The organism is Kamptonema formosum PCC 10802, from assembly GCF_000332335.1.
In the GTDB taxonomy this organism is placed as follows: domain Bacteria; phylum Cyanobacteriota; class Cyanobacteriia; order Cyanobacteriales; family Oscillatoriaceae; genus Oscillatoria.
Genome location: NZ_KB235952.1, coordinates 369,981 through 391,448, shown reverse-complemented (window position 1 = coordinate 391,448; position 21,468 = coordinate 369,981). Strand labels below are relative to the sequence as shown.

14 protein-coding genes are annotated in these 21,468 nt (G+C 54.3%); 3 read left to right on the top strand and 11 right to left on the bottom strand.

Annotation, left to right across the window (positions count from 1 at the left end; all coding sequences use genetic code 11):
- Positions 1-171: 171 nt before the first annotated feature.
- The 5 genes from OSC10802_RS0137890 to OSC10802_RS0137870 all read right to left on the bottom strand — a co-directional run bounded on the left by OSC10802_RS0137890 (position 172) and on the right by OSC10802_RS0137870 (position 4,432).
- Positions 172-654 carry a rhodanese-like domain-containing protein gene (locus tag OSC10802_RS0137890; RefSeq protein ID WP_017721976.1) on the bottom strand — a complete coding sequence of 161 codons (483 nt, stop codon included), beginning with the start codon at positions 652-654 and terminating at the stop codon, positions 172-174.
- A 230-nt stretch (positions 655-884) separates the two neighbouring features.
- Positions 885-2,081, bottom strand: coding sequence for a glycosyltransferase family protein (locus OSC10802_RS0137885; protein ID WP_017721975.1), 1,197 nt, complete (start codon positions 2,079-2,081; stop codon positions 885-887).
- 4 nt (positions 2,082-2,085) lie between these two features.
- Positions 2,086-2,856 (bottom strand): class I SAM-dependent DNA methyltransferase, encoded by a 771-nt coding sequence (locus tag OSC10802_RS0137880; RefSeq protein ID WP_017721974.1) that lies wholly within the window; start codon positions 2,854-2,856, stop codon positions 2,086-2,088.
- Positions 2,853-3,971, bottom strand: a complete 1,119-nt coding sequence (locus OSC10802_RS0137875; protein WP_017721973.1) for a DegT/DnrJ/EryC1/StrS family aminotransferase — start codon at positions 3,969-3,971, stop codon at positions 2,853-2,855. The genes OSC10802_RS0137880 and OSC10802_RS0137875 overlap by 4 nt, the downstream gene beginning before the upstream one ends.
- A 5-nt stretch (positions 3,972-3,976) precedes the next feature.
- Complete coding sequence (locus OSC10802_RS0137870) at positions 3,977-4,432, bottom strand: cupin domain-containing protein (protein ID WP_017721972.1); 456 nt, start codon at positions 4,430-4,432, stop codon at positions 3,977-3,979.
- 419 nt (positions 4,433-4,851) lie between these two features.
- Here OSC10802_RS0137870 and mutL point away from each other — a divergent pair, with 419 nt between their 5' ends.
- Complete coding sequence (gene mutL, locus OSC10802_RS0137865) at positions 4,852-6,543, top strand: DNA mismatch repair endonuclease MutL (RefSeq protein WP_026099166.1); 1,692 nt, start codon at positions 4,852-4,854, stop codon at positions 6,541-6,543.
- Between the two features lie 90 nt (positions 6,544-6,633).
- Here mutL and OSC10802_RS0137860 read toward each other — a convergent pair whose 3' ends face one another.
- The 5 genes from OSC10802_RS0137860 to OSC10802_RS53815 form a co-directional block, all read right to left on the bottom strand.
- On the bottom strand, positions 6,634-7,149 hold the full coding sequence (locus OSC10802_RS0137860; protein ID WP_017721970.1) for a GNAT family N-acetyltransferase: 516 nt from the start codon (positions 7,147-7,149) through the stop codon (positions 6,634-6,636).
- Positions 7,150-7,272: 123 nt separating this feature from the next.
- Positions 7,273-8,247, bottom strand: coding sequence for a hypothetical protein (locus tag OSC10802_RS0137855; protein ID WP_017721969.1), 975 nt, complete (start codon positions 8,245-8,247; stop codon positions 7,273-7,275).
- Between the two features lie 4 nt (positions 8,248-8,251).
- A complete protein-coding gene (locus OSC10802_RS0137850; protein ID WP_017721968.1) occupies positions 8,252-12,400 on the bottom strand; it encodes a hypothetical protein in 4,149 nt (1,382 codons plus the stop codon).
- 221 nt (positions 12,401-12,621) lie between these two features.
- The gene (locus OSC10802_RS45320) at positions 12,622-15,033 is read right to left on the bottom strand and encodes an FkbM family methyltransferase (protein ID WP_082218506.1); all 2,412 of its coding nucleotides are present in this window, start codon (positions 15,031-15,033) and stop codon (positions 12,622-12,624) included.
- A 28-nt stretch (positions 15,034-15,061) separates the two neighbouring features.
- Positions 15,062-15,472: a glycosyltransferase family 9 protein gene (locus OSC10802_RS53815; RefSeq protein ID WP_026099165.1), complete on the bottom strand. Its 411-nt coding sequence runs from the start codon at positions 15,470-15,472 to the stop codon at positions 15,062-15,064.
- A 227-nt stretch (positions 15,473-15,699) separates the two neighbouring features.
- Between OSC10802_RS53815 and OSC10802_RS43700 the strand changes: the two genes are divergently transcribed.
- Positions 15,700-16,695, top strand: a complete 996-nt coding sequence (locus tag OSC10802_RS43700; RefSeq protein ID WP_017721966.1) for a pentapeptide repeat-containing protein — start codon at positions 15,700-15,702, stop codon at positions 16,693-16,695.
- Positions 16,696-16,803: 108 nt separating this feature from the next.
- On the opposite strand, the gene OSC10802_RS0137830 is transcribed toward OSC10802_RS43700, so the two are convergent.
- Entirely contained in the window at positions 16,804-17,370 is a 567-nt protein-coding gene (locus OSC10802_RS0137830) for a 3'-5' exonuclease (RefSeq protein WP_026099164.1), read from the bottom strand.
- 273 nt (positions 17,371-17,643) lie between these two features.
- Between OSC10802_RS0137830 and OSC10802_RS45315 the strand changes: the two genes are divergently transcribed.
- On the top strand, positions 17,644-21,336 hold the full coding sequence (locus OSC10802_RS45315; RefSeq protein ID WP_017721964.1) for a PAS domain S-box protein: 3,693 nt from the start codon (positions 17,644-17,646) through the stop codon (positions 21,334-21,336).
- Positions 21,337-21,468 lie beyond the last annotated feature (132 nt).

Genomic DNA, 21,468 nt, shown 5'->3' with positions numbered 1-21,468 from the left:
ATCACCTCTGCTGCCATATTATATAGCGTCTCTCATATCAGTGAGGGACTGAAAAACCCGATTTCTTTAAGAAACCGGGTTTCTGGGCAACCCCCACAAGGATTGCCCCAATCTTGCTTTGATTGTCTAGCAGCCGTCAGGTCACAGCTCCATTAAATTCCGCAGAAACCCTCAAACATCCCGCGATTGCGTTTCCGCATGATGTTTCATCTGGGACACAACATTGTATGCAGACGGTGGGGGAGGGGTTTGCGCATCACGAGTGCCTTCTATGGGGCCGGCGATCGCTTTCCACGCAGCCAAACCGCCTCTTAACTCGGCTACGCACCCAAACCCAGCCTCCCGAAGTTTAGCCGCAGCACCGGCGGTTTCCTCGTCGGTTTCGCCATAAACATAGATATCCCGGTTGAATTCCAAATGGGATTTCGCCCACTCTGCCAATTCATCTGCCGGTGCCGGCATCGCTCCCAAAATCCGATCCTCGTTAAACGCGGTGCGCGAGCGCACGTCGAGAATCGTCAGAGCCGGTTCGCCCCATTCCAGACGCGCTTTCAGATCGTGCGCGGAGGACTGCGATTTCAGCTTCGGAGGGGTGGGAGTAAGATTTGGCAGCTTGTCTTTAGCCTCTTGAATCTTATCTGGAATATTTTGCATGAGAAGCTCTAACCAATCACGTCAGCTGCACTATAACAAGGTTTTTCCCTTGCTATAATCCATCTGTGGGGGGAAGTTCTCAGGCGGGATAATTCAGCCTTCGGACAGAAGAAGGATGAAGGATAAAGGAAGAGGGAGCGCAGCTTCTCCCGGGCTCCACAAGATCCAAAAGCCCCCGGATAGGGCCCGCCCCTGCAACCGCTCCTCAAGCGCCCCTGAAGCTTCCTATCTTATAAATAATTCATGAAATATAACACCGGCTCCATCTTTTTAGAAAAATCAAACTCGGCGGCAAAACAAGCCTTAGCATTGTTGCTGTAAGTCTCGTAATCGCTTAAAATCCGGTCGAGAGCCGCTTGAATTTCCTGACGGTCGGACGGGTCTTTGATAGCCAGACCGCATTGATATCGATCGACTAACTTGGAAAGCGACGGCAAATTGCTCACCAAAACCGGCTTGCCATGCTTTAAATACTGGGGCAACTTCCCCGAAGCCATAGAGATTTGAGCGTAATTATTTCCGAGGTCGGCATAGAAAGCTAACCCAATAGTTGGCGCAGTATAAATCCTGTCCACTTGGTCATAAGGGAGTGGTTCTAGCGACAGGAATAGGTTCTTTGAGTTGATTTGCCGCAGGAACTTGATGTCGGGGTCTTCTTCCCTTCTTGCTTGGCGGTCGTGAAAAATGAGAGCGCATTTATCAATGGATGCGAACGCCTGCGCCAAAGCCGATGAATATACCGCATCGCATATCATGCCGGCTTGCAAAATAATATAGGGATACTGCTCCTGACTCAGGTTGAACTTTTCCCTGAAGTAATTTCCCTGAACTGCCTGAGGAGCCGGCTGAGTGGCTAGCGTGGAGTTGGGTAAATAGAAAACTCTCGGATGCTTGTATCCATAGTATTGGCAAAACGTTTTAAATCTGTCCTCATCTTGAATGACCAACCCTTCTGATTTTTTATAGGCTAACTTACCTAAACTGGCAATGATTTTAGATGGCCCCCTGTGCCGGTATTCTGGTTCGTGCAGTTCCAGAGACAAAAACAAAAATTTTTGCCTGAAAATCCCCCCACATATCAGAGCCGCAACAGCCCCATAAATATCCACCCCTATATTAACCTTTGTTCGCCCATTGGGGTGACTTGCTAAATGAATAGCGCACTGAAAGGTGTAAATCATTAACTCTAATAAAGGAACCCAGTCAGGAACCCTCTTTTTGAGGAACGCCATGATTCGGGCCGCCTTCCGGAAGGAAATACTTTTGACTCTCTCCCCCAAATATCCTGGGCTGGTAGAGCAATCATTTTTATTCCCATATATGGTTACATAGTAGCCACTACTATCCAGAATTTTGGATGTATTAACAATCGTGGGAGCTACCCCCACATACCCTTCAAAGAAGAAAATCGAACAGACTTTACTCATAATTTCAGCTCGCCCTGCCAACAAAATAAACTCCCCAGGTATTAAACCCCGGCTCCTTATCTGTCATCCACTCCCCACAGGCCATCAATTCAAACCCAGCCCCGGACAGCAATAGTTCCAGCTCTGGCTTAAACAGATACCGCATTCTGTGAGTTTCCTCGATTGTATCTATTGTACCATCTTGCAGATTCTTTATAAAGACTTGATAGTTGACATCCACTAGGTTGTCATTGGCATACATCACCGGCTCGGCAATGCGGGTGACAGCAATTTCCTCGTCCTGCAAGCGCTTGACGCGCACTGCCGGCGGGTCGCTGAGAACGGCGGGCCCGTACCAGCAGTCAAAAATGAACGCACCCCCGGGCTTTAGGTGTGTCTTCGCCGTCGCAAATGCCGCTCGCAAATCTTCATTAGCCGTCTGGTAGCTGATAACATGAAATAGGGAAATAACCGCATCAAATTGCCGGATCAACCGGAAAGTGCGGATGTCCCCTTGGTGAAACTGCAGCTTTGAAGCTTGCTGTGCCGGCAGTGCTTGCAAGCGCTTGTTTGCCCGCTCCAGCATTTCCGCACTCATGTCCACACCGCAAACTTCATATCCCTTCTCCGCCAGCAGCGCCGCGTGCGCGCCTGTCCCGCAGCCGAGCTCTAGAATCGATTGCGCCGCCGGTGCGTGCGCTTGCAGCAGTTTACTAACATAGTGGGCTTCACCGGCATAATCTTTGTCCCGGTATAAAAGGTCATAGTAGCGGGCGTAATTACCAAACACACTCATGCCATTACCTCGCGCAACACATCTGCCACTCTTTCCATTTGCTCATCCGTCAAAGCCAAACCGCTGGGAATGTAAAATCCTCGCCGCGCCATCCGCTCAGCTACCGGATGCGACTCCCCTTTAAACAGTCCCATTTTGTGAAACACCGGCTGTTCGTGCATCGGCCAAAAAAACGGGCGCGTGCCGATTTTGTGCCGGCTCAGCCGCTGCATCGCTTCCGCTGCGTCAAACGGCACTTCATCTTTAATAATTGTACCATAAACCCAATAAATATTTTCAGCATAATCTGTCCGCTCAAGCGGCAGTTCCAACCCCGGTATATCCGCCAGCAGTTCTGTGTAGCGCCTCCCCATGTGGCGCTTGCGAGCCACAAATTCATCCAGCCGCTCTAATTGAGCCACTCCCAAAGCCGCTTGCAAGTTCGTCATGCGAAAGTTCCACCCCAACTCCTCATGGACAAAGCGCCGCTGCGGTTGAAAGCACAAATTCCGCAAAGAGCGACAGCGCTCAGCCAACTGATCGTCATCCGTCACCACCATCCCCCCTTCGCCGGTGGTGATGTGTTTGTTGGGGTAAAAGCTAAATGTGCTGATGTCCCCGAAACTCCCGCACGGTTTGCCTCTGTAAGTTTGGCCGTGCATTTCGGCGGCGTCTTCTATCACGCGCAACCCGTACTTTTCGGCTAATTCCAGCACCGGCTCCATCTCCACCGGCAGCCCGTAAATATGCACAGCCATAATTGCTTTAGTTCTCGGTGTAATCCTCGCTTCCAGCTGGCGGAGCTCCATATTCCAAGTCTGCGGATTGGAGTCCACAACCACCGGCACCGCCCCCGCCCTGACAATCGCTGCCGCACAGGATATAATCGTAAACGCCGGCAAAATCACTTCATCGCCCGCACCTATCCCCAGCGCCGCCACTGCCACATCCAAAGCCACAGAACCATTGCTGACTGCAATGCCGTGTTTCCTGGCCACACGGGCTGCTAATTCCTCTTCAAAGCGCTTGATAAATGGCCCTTCCGAGGAAATCCAGCCCGTCTCAATACATTCGTTGAGATATTTCTTTTCGTTCCCATCCAGGAGAGGCTGATTGACTGGAATTGGCTCTGTCATAAGGTTCACTCTACTATTTTTGCCCGCTCGGCTGCGATTCCTGTAAAACGAGTTTTGTCCCGCTCTCCGACATAGGGCCCTTGCTTGACCTCAATCATTTCCACTTCTTCTAAAACCTCAAACCCGTGCCCCCCTTCGATGAGCAGAATTACATCCCCCGCTTCTAAAATGCGGCTCTCTAAGTATTGCTGCTGATCGCTATAAAAATCTACCCGAAGTTTCCCTTTTTTGATAAACAAAACTTCCTGGGTGTAGTGGACTTCCCGAGGCACCATATTGTGGACGTGGGGTTCGATCATCTTCCCTGCCGGGTGCCTCATGTAGGCCAATTGTTGAGACAGGTCGTTGGGAGTGAAAAAGTGAATCCCAGGCTTGTTAAAATTGGAAGAAATGATGATGGCCAGCAGCTGGTTGCTGTCGGTAATTTCCTGAATCGGGTTTGGGGTGACGCTCGCAGACATAGATGGGGCTCCCGCTTCTTAACAAAACTTCATCGGCTGGCACTAACTGCCTTGTTTTATGGGATTGTACAGCTCAGCGGGCAGGAAAACCACAGACGAATATGGCCTTCAGCCCGAGCGGGTCGGGGACAGCATTAGATGACCCACAAGGTTGTTGGTGAAATTGACTTTGTTACTCAGTTTAACCCTTCCTGGCGTCAGCCGCAAGGAAGTTTTATGAAGATATGATGAAGCATTAATTAATAATTAATAAAGTTTGGCGCGCCGCGACCGTAAAATAAACTCATGGAAAAAGCGCAGGCGCGCGCTTTTGGACGGGCGTCCGGTTGTGCGGAAAGAGCGTAAAATGAGGAATTTTCGGCATGGCGTACTTGGCTGGTGACTTCTTTGTGGTAAAATCCTCCCTGGCACGGACTGCAATGGGATCAAAAATCCAACCCCTACCCGCAGAAGTCGTACACCTGATCGCCGCCGGTGAGGTGATAGACTCTCTGGCGGCGGCGGTGCGGGAACTGTCGGAAAACGCCCTGGATGCCGGTGCAACCCGGATCGCGATTTCCTTGTGGCCTGAACACTGGCGCGTCCGGGTGGCAGATAATGGCACCGGCATGGACAGAGCCAACCTCCAGCAGGCGGCAGTTGCCCACAGCACCAGCAAAATCCACAGCAGTTGCGACCTCTGGAAAATTACCAGTCTCGGCTTTCGCGGCGAGGCTTTACACAGTTTAGCGCAGCTGGGGGCTCTGGAGATATGCAGCCGGCCAAAAACGGCCAGCGCAGCAGAGCCCGAAAGCTGGCGGGCGGTTTATAACACCCTCGGAGAGCCGGCACTCCTCACCGCCGCCGCCCTCGCACCCGGCACCGTGGTCACCGTCTCCGACCTGTTCGGCAGCTGGCCCGCCCGCCGCCTGGGCTTGCCCTCACCGGCACAGCAGCTGCGCTCCATTCAAGAAACCATCTACCACCTGGCTCTGTGCCACCCCCATGTCGCCTGGCACATCGAGCAAAAAAACCGCCGGTGGCTCACCCTCAGCCCTGGCCCAACAGCCGCACACATCCTGCCCCAAGTCCTGCGAGACGTGCGGTTGAGCGACTTGCAGCAGCTCACCGCACCCGCGCCGGCACCCCCAAACACAGAAGGAGCAAAGGGCACCATAGAATTAGTGCTCGGCTTGCCCGACCGGTGCCACCGGCGGCGTCCCGACTGGGTAAAAGTGGCCGTAAACGGGCGCACTGTCCTATCTCCCGAACTCGAGCAAACCATCCTCAGCAGCTTTGGGCGAACCCTGCCCCGAGATCGCTACCCCGTCTGTTTCGCCCACCTGCGGATTTCCCCAGACCAAATCGACTGGAACCGGCACCCCGCCAAAGCAGAAATTTACCTGCAGAACCTCCCCCACTGGCAGGAAATCCTTGCCGGTGCCATCCAGCAAGCCCTCGGTTTGAGTCGGGCCAACCTGCCAAATGCCGGCCAGCAGCGCGTAGATCGCCTGCTCAAAGCCGCCGAAAGCCAAGGCGGTTACAGCGCCAGCCGTTCCGTGCAGCCCTCTCCCGCTGAAGCGCCCCCGCCCCTGACCCCACTTCGCGCCCTGGCCCAAGTGCACAACACCTATATCGTGGCGGAGCACCCCGCCGGCTTGTGGCTAGTCGAGCAGCACATCGCCCACGAGCGGGTTCTGTACGAGCAACTGCAGGACCACTGGCAGCTAGTCCCCCTGGAACCCGCCGCCATCCTCAGCCAGCTCAAGCCGGTTCAGCTCGAACAACTCCAGCGCATCGGCATAGAAATAGATCCCTTCGGGGAAGGGCTGTGGGCGGCGCGAAACGCACCGGCACTCCTGGCCAAGCGCGACGACTGCGCCGACGCCCTCCTGGAACTCAGCTGCGGCGACTTGCAAGCGGCCCAAGTGGCCACCGCCTGTCGCAGCGCCATCCGCAACGGCACCCCCCTGACTCTCCCAGAAATGCAGACTCTATTAGATCAGTGGCAGAGCACGCGCCACCCCCGCACCTGTCCCCACGGACGCCCGATTTATTTGTCTCTGGAGGAAAGAGAGCTCGCCCGCTTTTTCCGGCGCAACTGGGTGATTGGGAAGAGTCACGGGATTTAGTTTTGATTGTGAACCGCCAAGACGCCAAGAGCGCCAAGAAGAGAGAGGAGAGGTTTCGCACGCCGTTAAGAAACCCGGTTTCTCAGCAAGCTAAACTCCATCGAAAGCCGGCGGGTAGATAACTGTGCCGGTGACTCCATCCAGCGCCCCCGGCACCAGTTCCAGCACCATAAATGCCTCATCGGGAACGGGAAACGGGGCTGAAATTCCCTTCTCTATTGCCGGGAAAAAGCCAAAGCGAGTGTAATAGTTCGGGTGCCCCAGCACGGCGGCAACTTTGTGGCCCAGCCGCCGGCACTCCCGCAAACCCCGCCGCACAAGTTCAGAGCCAATCCCTTGGTTTTGGAATTCCGGACTCACCGCCAGAGGTGCGAGAGCCAGTGCCGGCGCATCCCCCTCTCGCCCCTGTATTATTATATCACTAAACAGCACATATCCAACCACTTCTCCATCTTTTACCGCCACCAGAGACAGCTCCGGATTGAAACTAGCCGACTCCCGAATTTTCTCCACCAACCTAGCTTCCCCCTCCCCAGCGAAAGCCCGCCGGTTAACCTCAAAAATAGCAGCCCAATCTTCCCCCCTCTCCCCTCTAATTACTAGCATCCTCTCCCCCTCTTCCTTGGCGTCCTACCCTGCGGGAAGCCGAGAAAGCGCGTCTATGGCGTCTTGGCGGTTCAATCATTCCTCCCCCTATCATAGCAAAATCCTCTCTCCGCTTCCAAACAATTAAGGATTGTAGTAAAATTGACTGGCCAGTTTTAGGCCGGCCCAATCGTCCCCTGCCGGCTGACTGACTAGATAAATCTGTTCCATGTCCCAGAACCTCAATCTGTACATAACCATTTGGGGAAAGTTTCTTTGAAGGAAATCATTCAGCTTTCTATATCTTTGGTACAGTCGCTCACCTTCTTCTTGCCTGCTATAACCGTTAAAAAGATAATCGTTCGGGTTTGGATACAATTCCCTAAACTGGCCCAAAGTGAGGAACCCCGACGAAAGCAGCGCTGCTTGGAGAGCCAATTTATCTGTAGCTGCGACTTCACAAACAATTTTGTGGTCGTAGGTGTGGTCATAGCTCCCTTCATAGTGGCCGTAGATACTTATGGGGGTCAGGTCTGATAAAATATTGTCAATTTCTCCTTTAAGCGAAAGAGCTGTCTCTTGTACCGCAGCCTTGAATTCTGAGTTAGGGCAAGGTTCAGTAACGATAATGTCTCCCAAATCGGGGGTCTCTTGAGGGACGGTAGGAGCGATGCAGAGCCAGTCCCCTGTTTCTGTCTCTCCTAAAATAACATAGCAAGCGAAGTCGGTCGAGCAGCATAACTTCAAAGCTTTTAACTGTTTAACTCGGCTCTGAATCAATTGGTAAAGCTCTTGATAGTATTCGGCTCTCAACTCGTAAGTTTCAGGATCTAAAATATTTTCGCGCTCCTCCCATTCGGGAGCGTAGGACTCATCGTCTTCCGTAGCGGTTCCCCTGCGCTCTATTTGCTGCCAGCTTTCCACAGCTACTTCTGGGTCGGTTAGGTGCATCCAGCCTTCTGCTAGCAGGAGATTCATTACATTAAGTGCGCCGTTTTCTGCCGAATCCCAGGCGAAAGGCTGCCAGGATGAAGCGTGATTGTATGGCAATATGCAAAACAATCGGTTTTCCAGAAAAACCTCTAATGTGCCGAGAAGCTGTACTGTTTTGGGATTCATAAAGTTACAGGATTGAGTTTTGCAGAGAGGCTTTGGCAGTGGCTCGCACAATGCGGTTGCTGTCCTGTGCGAGTGAGTTGCGAATGTCTGCAGGAGTGCCGGGATTCCCGGCGACGGCACAGCGCAAGAGCCAAAATAGAGACTGAGATCCCTGTCGGAGTGCGCTCGCCGGCGTTAGGGGGTGCGATAGGGCAACAAAGCGAACAAAAGCGTTGGGAGATTGGGCGTATTCCGAGAGTACGGTTGGCAAATCATCGGTGTTGGGATTGTAAATGCGGCTGAGCCCTCGCAAGGTTGGGCTGGGTTGAGAGGAAATAGGTTGAGGCAGCAAGTATCGCAGGGATTCTCGAAGAGAAGTTGGCGTGTTTGGGTTTTGGGCGGCGGCGCGGCGGACTTCAACTTTTTCATCCTGCGCTAGCTTTTCCAAGACAGCACCGGCTGTCTTGGGATTGGCAGCGAGGGCGACTCGCACGCCGGCATCCACATCTCGGCTGAGAAATTCCAGAGTAGTTGCCGGCGTGTTGGGATGGGCTGCCACTTTTTGGCGGATGTCTCTCTCCCTATCGCTAGCGAGCGTTTCCAGAAGCGAAATCGGACAGTTGAGGTGAGAAGCGAGCGCTCCCCGCACGGAAGCATCCTCATCTCCTGCTAGCTGCTGCCAAAGTTCAGGAGTCAGGTTGGGATGCTCTATCAAGAGACGGCGAATTTTAGGACTGGGAGCGACAGCTAAGCTGGCTAAAATCTGGGGAGTCAAGCTGGGATTGCTAACCAGAGCTTCCAGCACATCTTCAACCGTTGTGGGAGAAAACACCGGCTCGGAAAGCCGCCCCGTCTCTTCGAGCCTCACAATCTCCCTGAGCGCCAGCCTCTGCAAAACGAACAGAGGAGTGCGGGGATTGCTGGCAACGATACTGCGAATTTCGTTGATGTCAGCACCCGACATCACGCTTTTTAAAGCATCCTTAGAGGTGGGAGGTGCGCTCGCTTCACTTTCGCTAGACAGGGCAAGCAGTTCCAGCGCCGCCGGCGGAATATTGGGATTTTTCCCTACGTTATAACGAGTTGTAGAATCAGGATGGCCAGTCAGTCGCACGAGAATGTCCGGGGGAGTATTCGGGTTCGCGGCTACCGCACGCACGATAGAAACGTCAGAGTGGAAAGATAGTATTTCGAGAGCGCTAGCTGGAGTGTTGGGATGGGCTGCCACGTGATAGCGCACGGAATTATTGCTGTGAGAAGCCAGTCGAGCTAGAGTGCGGGCGATAATTTGGGAGCCTTTAACCGGATATTTCAGGAAATTCTCTAGTTGCTTTGCCGGCATCTGGGATACGGCGCGATCCAGAACGCTGCCTGGAGTATTCGGATTGCGGGGGCTAAAAATTCCTTCCGACAAACCCAAGCGTTCCAAAACCTCTACAGGTGTGTTGAGATTGCTCGATACTTTAGTTTTAACTTGGCGGCTAGTATCATTCGCTAGCTTCACCAAAATCTCTGCCGGTGTGTCGGAGTTTTCTGCAACGTATTCCCTGACCTGTTCCGACTCATCATTGGCCAGCAGTTCTAAAACTTGCGCGGGTGTTTGCCGGTGGGAGTCCTTGCGTGCTAGCTTGCACCGCACGGAAACGCTCGGATCGCGGGCGAGTTCCAGACGAATGCTGGCGGGCAAGTTTGGATTGTCCACCAACACGCGGCGAACGCTTTCATCGGGATGTTTTGCGAGCTGTTCCAGGATGTGAGCCGGTGTCAGAGGATTGCGGGCGGCGCTGTAGAGAGCGTTGCGGTCGCCACTTTTTAGCAGTTCCGCCAGTGCGTAAGGGCTATTCAGTCGGCGCGACACAAACTCGCGAGCCTTGGCATTTTTCTCATTTTCTTCTTTTTCAAGCAGGAACCGATAGCGCTCCTCAACCGGCAGATTTGGGTTGTCCAGCACCAAATCTAGCATAGAAACATTACTGTGAGTGCGGTTCTCATGCGGCTGTCTGACAAATCGAACCAACAAATCGGGGGGAGCTTTGGGATTTTCAGCGATAACCCTCAACACACCGTCATGTGGCTGAGGTCGGTCAGCAATTCGTCTGAGTAAGGATTCGGGAGCCGCAGGATTTTTGGCAATGGCCTGTTGCTGGCCTCGCTCTAAGAGTTGCTCTAGAATGTCGGCGGGAGTGCGAGGATCTTCTGCAATATCTGCTAGAGCAACACCCGCTGTAATGAGGGTCTGAAAATATGTCCGGCGTTCCGCTTCTGGAATGGCCGTATTATAAGCTATTGCCAGAAATATATCGAAATAGCTGTTGTAATAATCGCGCCCTCCAGGGGGCCCGATTAACTGATTATTTAACTGCTCTCGCACTCCAGCTGGAGTGTTAGGATTGCCGGCTAAGGCGACAGCTACAGAACGCATGCTATAATTGGTTTTTACGTCGCTGTTAAGGGATTCTAATATACCAAAAATAGTCCCCATGACTTTTAGGACTTTTTCTACCGGCAGTCCGGGCAAGACTTCCACCCACAGAGGGAGCGCTCGCTCAACCTCGCTACTGCTGTCGCTATCTTCTCCGAACAAATCCCATTCCCAAGCACCGGCTAACCTTTCCAGGATATCAGAATTTTGAATGACTTGCAGCCAACGCTCGACATCTACAGCGATATTCGCTGGATATAAAACCTCACGCTTCAGCTTGCAGATAATACGTTCCTCATCAGTTTCTTGGAACCAGTCAGCGTCTTCCGCACACTCTGATGCCAGAATTCGCCGAATTATCCGCAGGAGCTTGGCTGGATAAAACTCATTTCGCGCCATCGCTTCCAGAACAGACACGGGCGTGTGGATATCTTTTGCGACTTGGACTTGAATGACCTCGTCAGGATGAACCGAGAGTTCTTCTAGCAGAAGCAGTTTGAGCGCTTCAGGAGTTTTCGCATTTTGTGCGACCGCTAACTTAACCACTGGACTCGGATACTGGCTCACTCGCTCTAAAATTTCTCCTGTAACTTGCGGGTGTTTGGCGACATCAGCCAGAAAATACAGAGCGGCTTTACTAAATTCCTCACCAACTTCTAGAAAGTCAGAAGAGTCAAACTCGTTTATACTCTCTCTTCTCAATTCCTCTACATCGACTTCAGCCAATTGCGACAAAATCCATGCCGGTGTGTTCGGCTCCCTCAGGAGAAGACGCAGCAAACTGTATTGTTCCCAAAGGGGCTCCTCTGTCGCCGTTTCCCTAAAAAACCGCTCCAGAATGCTCGCCGGCAACTTCTTCCGCTCCCTCAAAATATCTTGGTGTCTCGGGAACAGGCGGTGCAGAATTTCCTCCGTTGCGTGTCGGTGCTCCGCTACAGCTTCCTGTACTGCTTTCTCTGGATGCTCCGCCAGCACAGCCAGTACAGATGCCGGTGTTTGCGGATTCTTGACAACAGCTAGCTGAATCTCGAATACAGGATCGCCGGCTAACTGCAGCAGCATGTCTGCGGGAGTCGCAGGATTTTGCGCCACTGCCAAACGCACCCACGCCCACCGGCTTTCTCCTAACATGGCGAGTTCCTCAGCATCCGCATTCCGATCTGCTGCAACCGCGTGCTGTCCCTCCACCAGCTCCATCAGCGCCGGCGGACAGTTGGGATTGGACTTCACTGCTAGGCGCACCGGCAATTCCAAATCCCCCGCCAATTGCGAAAGCACCACCGCCGGCGTTTCTGGCCATTGAGCTACTTGCAATCGCAGTTCTAGGGTTCCTTCCTGCGCCACTCGCTCCAGAAACTTCAGCCGGTATCGCACCGGCAAATAAGGATTGCCAAGTGCTTCGATCAGGCACTCAGCCGGCACCCACTCACTCAAGAAACAGTCCGGAACCGGCGCAAACTTCAGAAGCTCCACAGCAAGGCGGTCATTTTGTCCCAGTTCAGCCGCTCTCAGTTCCGCATCGAGAGCCTCAAGCCAACCTTCCGTCATTTCTCCCGCCAAACTTACATGGAGACGAGCCGCTTGACTCACCCCAGCATCGGAACTGCCGGCGAGAACTTCTAAAATAGTGCTTGGCGTGCCGGCATAATTGGCCAGCGCCAATTGGAACTCCACTCCCAGAGCGGTTATGGCTTCGGGATTGTTTGCCAAACGCTGCAAATCGGCTTCACTGAGCGGATCCGGTAACTGCATAAACTGTCCTTAGTTCTCCTAACCAGCATAACATATGCGAACACCTTCTTTAGGGCCCACCCTGAGGATTTGCTTTCCTCCGCGCCTCTCCCCCAATAATAGCACATCCCCAAAAAAAAATCAACTTTCAAGCCAACCACTCTCCCAATCTTCCTTGGCGTCCTACCCTGCGGGAAGCCGAGAAAGCGCGTCTATGGCGTCTTGGCGGTTCAATCATTTCTTTACCCCACCGGCTCAAGCCCCTGCACACTAGAATTGTACTGCCGGTGCACGCACAGCATATTCACAGAAATCGTCCTGCCAAACACATTGTCACGATTGCCCAAAAAATTGTTAGGATTGTAGTAGGTTGGCCGGTGCCAGTACATCGCGTACCCAATAGAGTCCAGATAGCGAATCAGAGCCGCAGCCTTCTCCCGCCGGTCATTTTCAACATAAAGCGCCGGCTTGAATTTCTCAACCGTATTGACAGCCCCCTGCAACACCTGCAACTCCATTCCTTCCACATCAATCTTAATCAACCGGCACTTTTCTAAAGCGAAACTGTCCAGCGTTCTCACCTCCACCGGCTCCCCTTCCAAATAGCCCCCCAGTGCCAGCCCCCCAAAATTATTCAGCTGGCTGTAGTTGAGCGGAGGCACGCGGATAGATCCAGGAGAGCTGCCCAGGGCGACGCTGTAGCAGTAAGTGTTAGTGATGCTGTTGAGCGCTATATTAGCGCACAGGGTTTGAAAAACAATCCGCTGCGGTTCAAAAGCCAGAACCGCCCCCCTCTCTCCCACAGCTTGAGCGAAGAAAACTGTGTGCGCCCCGATATTTGCCCCCGCATCTACCGCCACATCTCCCGGTCGGAGGATTTGCTTGAAAAGCTCAACCTCACCCTCGCTGTACTCACCATATAAATCGAGCGACCTGCCGATATAGACATCATTGACATTGTAAATCATAACACCGTACCGGCATTGTTTCAAGCGATTGAAACCGCCGGCAGGAAGTATAGGGGCGGGTTCGCCGGCAATATTTTTGGCATCGCCCACACCTGGAGAAACCGGCACCTCCCCACCGGCAGTCTGTTGCTGGGAGTGCCGGTGTTCTGAAACCAGCGCTTGCAGTTCCCCCACCACCTGTTCCAGCACGTCCTCCCAGCGATCCGCCCCAGACTGCCGGAACAGCCGCATAGTAGGATACCAAGGCGTGTCCGAGCGATTTTCCAGCCACCGCCAATCCGCGTGAAAAGGTAGCAGCACCCACACCGGCTTGCCCAACGCGCCGGCGAGGTGCGCCACAGCCGTGTCTGCGGAAATCACCAAATCGAGCTGTGAAATAGCTGCAGCAGTTTCCGCCAGGTCGTAAAGAGAATCTTTCAGATTGTACACCTTTTTTCGACTGTTTAGCAACTTAAGTTCTGCCGCCTGCAGTTCTTTCTGGAGACTGTAGAAAGTCACGCCAGGAGTGTCTAAAACTTTCTGAAAAAGAGACAGGGGGCAAGAGCGCTTTGCCGCCGTTTTATTGAGCGCATTCGCCGCCCAGACAGCCCCCACTCTCACACCGGCAGCCGGCGGGACCGGCAGTTTGAGCGTGGCGGAATCCGGCACAGATAAGTAAGGAATTTGAGCCGGCACTGTCTCCAGAGTGGTTTCCAGAATCTTGGGTAGGCTCATTAGCGGAGCCTGAAAGTCAAACTCTGGAAGCGGTTCCCCCCTCACTAAAATATCACCCACACCGGCAGCCCTTGCCAGCAAGCGCCGCAGAGATTTTTGATTGCACTCCACCACCACACGAGCGCACCGATCTCGCACCAGGGTAACATAGCGGATAAACTGAATCGCATCCCCCAACCCTTGCTCAGTGTGGAGCAAAATTGTCTTGCCCTCAGCCTTTGAACCATCCCAAAGCGGTTCAGATAAACCGCGAGACGGACAGTCTTTGTGCCGCAAGCGCCACTCATATTCAGAAAAGCCCTGCAGCAAATTGCCGGTGCGCAACAGCACATCCGCCCGCCCACAGCGAGCGTTAATATGATTGGGGTCAAGTTCCAAAGCTTTGTTGTAGTGATCCATCGCCTCTGCTAATTTGCCTTCCTCCTTTAAAGATGTGGCCAAACTGTTGCGGGCGTCCGCCCAGTTCGGCTTAAAATCCACAGCCTTCTGGCAGCAGAGACTCGCTTCGGCAAATTTGCCCCCACCGCCAAACAGAAGTCCGATATTGTGCCAAGCTTCCGCATAGTCTGGCTTCAGGGCGACGGCTTGCTGGTAGTGGCTAACTGCTTCTTCTACCTTTCCTTGCTCCTTTAAAGCCACAGCCAGATTGTTGTGAGCTTCCGCATTGTTGGGCATAAAGCGCAGGGATTGCCGGTAGAGAGTTATCGCCTCGTCTACTTTTTTATCGCGATAGGCAATCGCGCCCAGCAGCAACAGAGCCTCTGGACTTTCCGGCTGCAGCTCGATAACTTGCCGGCATATCGCCTCAGCCTCTTTTAGCCGCCCCGCATGATAATGTCCGCCAGCCATTTTCAGCAATTTGCTAGCCGAGGAACTGCCGGTTGCCGGTAAAATATTTTCCGTGTTATATTGGGGGGTTTCCCCATTTCCCGATTCGCTCATCTGTGCGTCTCTGTAATTTTTCAGCGCCATTGCCACTCGCTCAAACACCCCTGATCAATCACCCGGTTAGGACTGGCGGAACAGCCGCATCATGGGAGACTAGGGACTGTCTTCGCGCGACCGCACCCACCGCCAGTCGGGCCAAGTGAGCAACCGCCGTATCAACACTAATTACCAAGTTTAGCTCAGCAATGGCGGCAGCCGTATCGGCAAAGTATTCCAGCTGTTCGCTCAAGTCCTCTAACTTGACAGAATCCTGCAGTTGTGCTATCTCAATCGCCCCCTCTAGCTCGCCCTTGCTGCCGGCAATCGCCCCCAGGAGTTTCAGCGCCTCAACCGGCAGGGCGTCCATCCGCAGGACTTGCCGGCAAAGTTGCTCGGCTTCAGCCCAGCGTTGGGCTGAAGCGTGCTGTGAGGCGATTTCCAAAAGCCGCACGGTATTTGTTTCTGGGTTCCGCTCTGCCGGCATCCCGCTGTCCTGCTTTTCCTGAATGTTTCTTATGATTATAGTATGCCGGTCATGCCAGAAGGATGCTATCGCGTCCCACAACCCTTAGGACAATAGGCGCTGCAGTAAAACAAGATGATTTCAATCCAACTCCCACTCTCTCTTTCTCCCCCTCCCCGCAAGCGGGGAGGGGGTTGGGGGGTGGGGTTCTTCCCGGTAATATGAAACGTCAGAGAATTAGAAAGAATATGCAACCTCGAATCTTCGCGCTCCCACTTTTGCTCGCTCCCCTGTGGCTAGCAGCACCGGCATTCGGGGCAAATCCCAAACATGTCGAAACGTTGCGGCAAACCAACCGCTGCCCAAAATGCGACCTCAGCGGCGCTGATCTCAAAGGTGCTAACTTGCGGGGAGCGAACCTGAGTGAGGCTATCCTCAATGAAAGTGACCTCAGCGATGCTAACCTTGCCGGTGCTAACCTCCGAGGTGCCCAACTCCAGGAAGCCGCCCTCTGGAACGCGAATCTGGAAGGGGCGGACTTGGAGGCGGCTAAAATGCGGGGTGCCAAAATGAGGGCTGTTAAACTCAGGGGCGCTAACCTAAGTTACGCCCGACTCAAGGGTGCTAAACTCAGAGGTGCGGATCTGAGAGAGGCGAAGTTGCTTGCTGCTTTTTTGAAGGAAGCAGTGCTGCTGGAAGCTGAACTGAAACTCGCCAACCTCACGGGTGCGGATCTCAGCGGTGCTAAGCTCAGCGGCGCTAACCTGGAGGCTGCCAAGTTGGAGAATGCCAATCTGATTGGGGCTGATTTAAGCCAGTCTTTTCTGGCAGATGCCAGCCTCAAGGGTGCGGCGCTCAGCAATGCCAACCTCAGCGGTGCCTACATGCTGGGTGCGGGATTGGTTGCTGCCAAACTGGATGGCGCTGACCTCAGTCAGTGTAACTTGAAAAGCGCTAATTTGAGTTATGCGGATCTCACCGGCGCGAAGTTGAGGAAGGCGGATTTGACTAAGGCCGTTTTGAGTGTTGCCAAGCTTGCCGGTGCTGACTTGACGAGTGCTTTCCTCAGCAATGCCTACCTGTATAAAGCTAATTTGCAGCGAGCTAACCTCACCGACGCCCATCTGGAACGCGCTAACCTGACTGATGCCAATTTGGCGGGCGCTAATCTCACCGGCTCCAACCTTGCCGGTGCCAATTTAACCAATGCCAACCTCACCGATATCCGTTTGCGCCAGCCCTGAACTTTAGAGCATTTTTCATATTAGTGAGGCCGCCCCTCTCTCACTAATATGAACCTCACTAATATGAGAGCCGCTATATTTTCCTGTAAGGTGCGTTGCGCCGCAACGCTACTGCGCAATATTCCCTCTCGCCCGCAACAGCAAGTCTGAGAGAATGCCGGCAATATTCCAAGCATCATCCCCTCCCCGGTGGTGAGTGCCTTCCAGGGGAAGATTTAGCAATTCCAAGGCTTCTGCCATGCCAACTTCATGAGGCAAGGCGTGAGTGATGGCAAACAAATTCTTGACATTGATATGGGTTGGGCCAAAAGGATAGCTCACCTTGCGAGATTGGCACTGCCTTTCAAATTGCCGCCGGTCGTAATCCCCATAACTCGCCCAAACTCTCTCTTTAGAGAGATGCTGTTGGGTTAAAATTGAACAAGCCGTGGCAAAGGGAATCCCTCTGTCAACTTGCTCTGGCGTTAAAGTCGTCAGCTGGGTGCAGAACTCACTGACCCGAGAGCGTTCGGGTTTGACCAGGATACTTGCTTTCGGAAGTCGCTGTCCGGATGCGACATCAATCGCACAAATTCCTATCTCAATGATTTCGCTTTCTTGCCCCGCCGGCGGCGCTCCTTCCCAGCAGGTAGATTCTACATCAATCACGAGAATTATGTCAAGTTTTTTCGCCAAGTTGCCCTCACTTTTTGCCTTGATAGCTGGCGGCTATGCGCCACTTTCTCACCCTGACACGCCAGACGGGACGTTGAGTATATTTATCTAGCACAAGATGCCAGTTTCTTGGCTTCGCCCAGCTGGCTGCCGGTTTTCCCGCCTTTGGTAGAAAGCTTATTTTTGCACAGATAGCACGATCCCCTTTCAGTCATGCCTGGTGCCGCACTCAAACCAGCAATAATTAGTTAGGATAATCTTACCAAGAGCAACACTCAACCCTCCCTAAAAAAAATGCGCTGGCTACCCAACTCCCGAAGCTGGAATCACTGGCAATTGAAGCGCTCCCATCTGCGGCGCTATGGCCTCGCCGCAGTGGCTGTGGCGCTGGCGCTGCTGCTGGCACTCGCACTCAATCCGGCAATGCAGCGCAGCCCTACGCCCCTGTTTTTTGCCGCTGTGATGTTCAGCGCCTGGTATGGAGGCGTTGGGCCTGGACTGCTAGCCGGTGTCCTGTCCGCCCTGTGCGCTCACTACTTCCTGCCAGTGCCGGCATCCCCGCCGCACCTGACCGCTTTCAGCGACATCTTGCTGTTCGGCGTGTTCGTGGCGGCAGCGCTGCTGACCGGCTCGCTTTCCGCCGCCCGCCACAACGCTGAAAAAAAGCTGAGTTCCAGTGAGGAAAGCTTTCGCTGGCTGGTGCAAGGGGTCAAAGACTACGCTATTTTCACCCTCGATCCCAGCGGGCGCGTCGTTACCTGGAACGAAGGGGCAGAGCGCATCAAGGGATATAAAGCTGAAGAAATTATCGGGCAGCATTTCTCCCGCTTTTACACCGAGGAAGACACCGCACAGGGTAAGCCTGAATACTTACTGCAGGTAGCAGCAACTGAGGGTCGGGTTGAAGACAGGGGCTGGCGCGTCCGCAAAGACGGCACGCGATTCTGGGCGAATGTTGTGATTACCGCCTTGCGGGACGACGCTGGCAATTTCAGAGGATTCTCGAAAGTGGTGCGCGATATGACTTCCGAACTAGCGGAGGAAGAGCGCCAAAAAACCCTCAAAGAGCTGTCAGACATCAAATTTGCCTTAGACCAGTCCGCCATCGTGGCCATGACCGACGGCAAGGGAGTGATTACCTATGTAAACGAGAAGTTTTGTGAGATATCAAAATATTCCCGGGAAGAACTGCTTGGGCAAACCCATCGCATTATTAATTCAGGGTATCATTCCAAAGACTTCTTCAGGGAGCTTTGGCAGACAATTTCTAGCGGCAAAATTTGGAGGAACGAAATCAAGAACCGGGCAAAAGATGGAACCTATTACTGGGTGGACACGACCATTGTTCCGTTTCTGGACAGCCACGGACACCCTTTGCAATATTTAGCAATCCGAGCCGATATCACAGAGCGAAAGCGGGCGGAGGAGGAACTGCAAAAAACCCTCAAAGAGCTGTCAGACATCAAATTTGCCCTAGACCAGTCCGCCATCGTGGCCAGAACCGACCGGCGGGGAGTTATCAACTACGTCAACGACAAGTTTTGCGAGATATCCCAATATTCCCAGGAAGAACTGCTCGGCAGGACCCACCGCGTCATCAATTCAGGCCATCACAGCCGAGAATTTTTCACTCAACTTTGGGAGACAATTTCTAGCGGGAAAATTTGGAGGGGAGAAATCAAGAACCGCGCCAAAGACGGAACCTATTACTGGGTGGACACGACCATTGTTCCGCTGCTGGATGAGAGTGGGAAACCCTTCCAATATTTAGCCATCCGAGCCGACATCACCAAGCGCAAGCAGGCAGAGGAAGAGTTGAGAGGGCGGGCGCGACAGCAGGAGGCGCTCGCTCACCTCAGCCAGCAAGCGCTCGCCGGCACCCGCCTTGACGCGCTGATGGGCGAAGCCACAAGAAACATCGCCGAAACCCTGGAAGTGGAGTGCTGCCAGGTTTTAGAACTCCTTCGAGATGGGAGCTCCCTGCTGCTGCGAGCCGGCTGGGGCTGGCCGGAAGGGCTGGTGGGGCAGGCCACCGTAAGCGCCGGACTTGACTCGCAGGCGGGCTACACCCTGCTTTCCTCTGAGCCGGTCGTCATTGAAGACTTCCGCAGCGAAAGGCGATTCACCGCCTCCTCCCTGCTGCGCGACAGGGGCGCAATTAGCGGGATGAGCGTAATTATCTCCGGAGGCAACCGGCCTTGGGGCGTTCTGGGCGCACACGCGACCCAACACCGCACTTTCAGCCGAGATGACATTCACTTCTTGCAAACCGCTGCCAACATCCTGGCGGAAGCCATTCACCGGCAGCACTCAGAAGAAGAGAGAGCGCAGCTGCTAGAGCGCCAGCGAGTGGCTCGGGCAGAAGCGGAAGCTTCCGAGCGGTACTACCGGTTCTTGGCGGAAAACATTCCCCAGATCGTGTGGACGGCACGACCGGACGGATCTTGGGATTACTGCAACCAGCGGTGGCCCGACTGCACCGGCATGACTCCCGAGCAAAGTCAGGGCTGGGAGTGGCAGGGGGCGCTGCACCCAGACGACCGGCTGGGGAGTCTCGACGCCTGGAGTCGCGCCGTGCGCACCGGCGAGACGTTCCAAATGGAATACCGCTTCCGGCGGGCGTCAGACGGAACTTACCGCTGGCATCTCGGTCGAGCCTTGCCATTGCGCGACAGAGAGGGCAGAATTGTCAAGTGGTTCGGCACCTGCACCGACATTGACGACCGAAAGCGGGCCGAAGAAGAGCGCGCCCAGTGGCTAGAGCGCGAGCGAGCCGCACGCGCAGAAGCGGAAGCTGCAGCTGAGCGAGAGCTTCATGCGCGAACGCAAGCCGAAACAGCCAACCGCATCAAGGATGAATTTCTGGCGATAGTGTCCCACGAACTGCGCACGCCGCTGAACTCTATCCTCGGCTGGGCGCAATTGATGCGCACCGAGCAGTTGAACCAAGCTACTGTTACTAAGGCGCTGCAAACTATCGAGCGCAACGCCAAGCAACAGGTGAAACTGATCGACGATATCCTCGACGTCTCGCGCATCATTCGCGGCAAAGTTCGCCTGAGCGTTCAGGCGGTCAACCTGGGGCAGATCGTCGCCGAAGCCATTCAGACGCACCAGCCGGCAGCCTCGGCGAAGAATATTGCCATTCAAACCGCATTCGCTGAAGACGCCGGCACCGTCAGGGCCGATGCGGACCGCTTGCAGCAAATTGTTAGCAATTTGCTTTCCAATGCCATCAAGTTTACCCCCTCAGGAGGGCGCGTGGAAGTCCGGCTGGAGCCGGCGGGCAACCAAGCCCAGATAACCGTCAGCGACACCGGCATTGGTATAGATCCTGAGTTTCTCCCCCACGTGTTTGAAGGCTTCCGCCAAGCCGACGGCTCCATTACCAGAAGCCACGGCGGACTGGGACTGGGGCTGACTATCGTCCGCTACCTTGTGGAACTGCACGGCGGAACCGTTGAGGCGTTCAGTGAGGGGAAAGACTTGGGGGCAAGATTTACGGTGCGGCTCCCCCTGCTGCAAGTCAGCCGAGAAGAAGGGGTTGAGGACAGAGGGCAGCAGAGAGAAAATCACTTCTTCGCCCCCTCACCGTCTCGCCCCCTCGATGGCTTGCGGGTGCTCGTTGTTGACGACGATGCCGATACCTGCGACCTTATCGCCACCGTGCTGGCACAGTACGGCGCTTCGGTGAGGACCGCTTCTGATGCCAGTGAAGCGCTGCAAGTGATGGAGGTGATGAAGCCGGACCTGCTGGTGAGCGACATCGGCATGCCTGGAGAGGATGGCTATTCGCTGCTCCGCCACATCCGGGAGCGATCGGCGGCGGCTGGGGGAGAGATTCCGGCTGTGGCGCTGACGGCCTACGCCCGAGAGGAAGACCGCCGCAAGGCCATGCAAGCCGGCTTCCAAAAGCACTTGCCCAAGCCGGTCGAGCCGGCTAAATTGGCAGCAGTGCTGGCTAACTTGGCGGCGAAAATTAAGTAGCTCCTCAAGCCGGTTGAGCCGGCGTGCGTTGGCTGCAGCTATCGCCGGGATCGCCGGCAGCAGCCGGTAGCTCTTTCTAGCATATGGGGTATGGGGCATGGGGCATTGGGCCTCTGGCTCACGCGCATGATT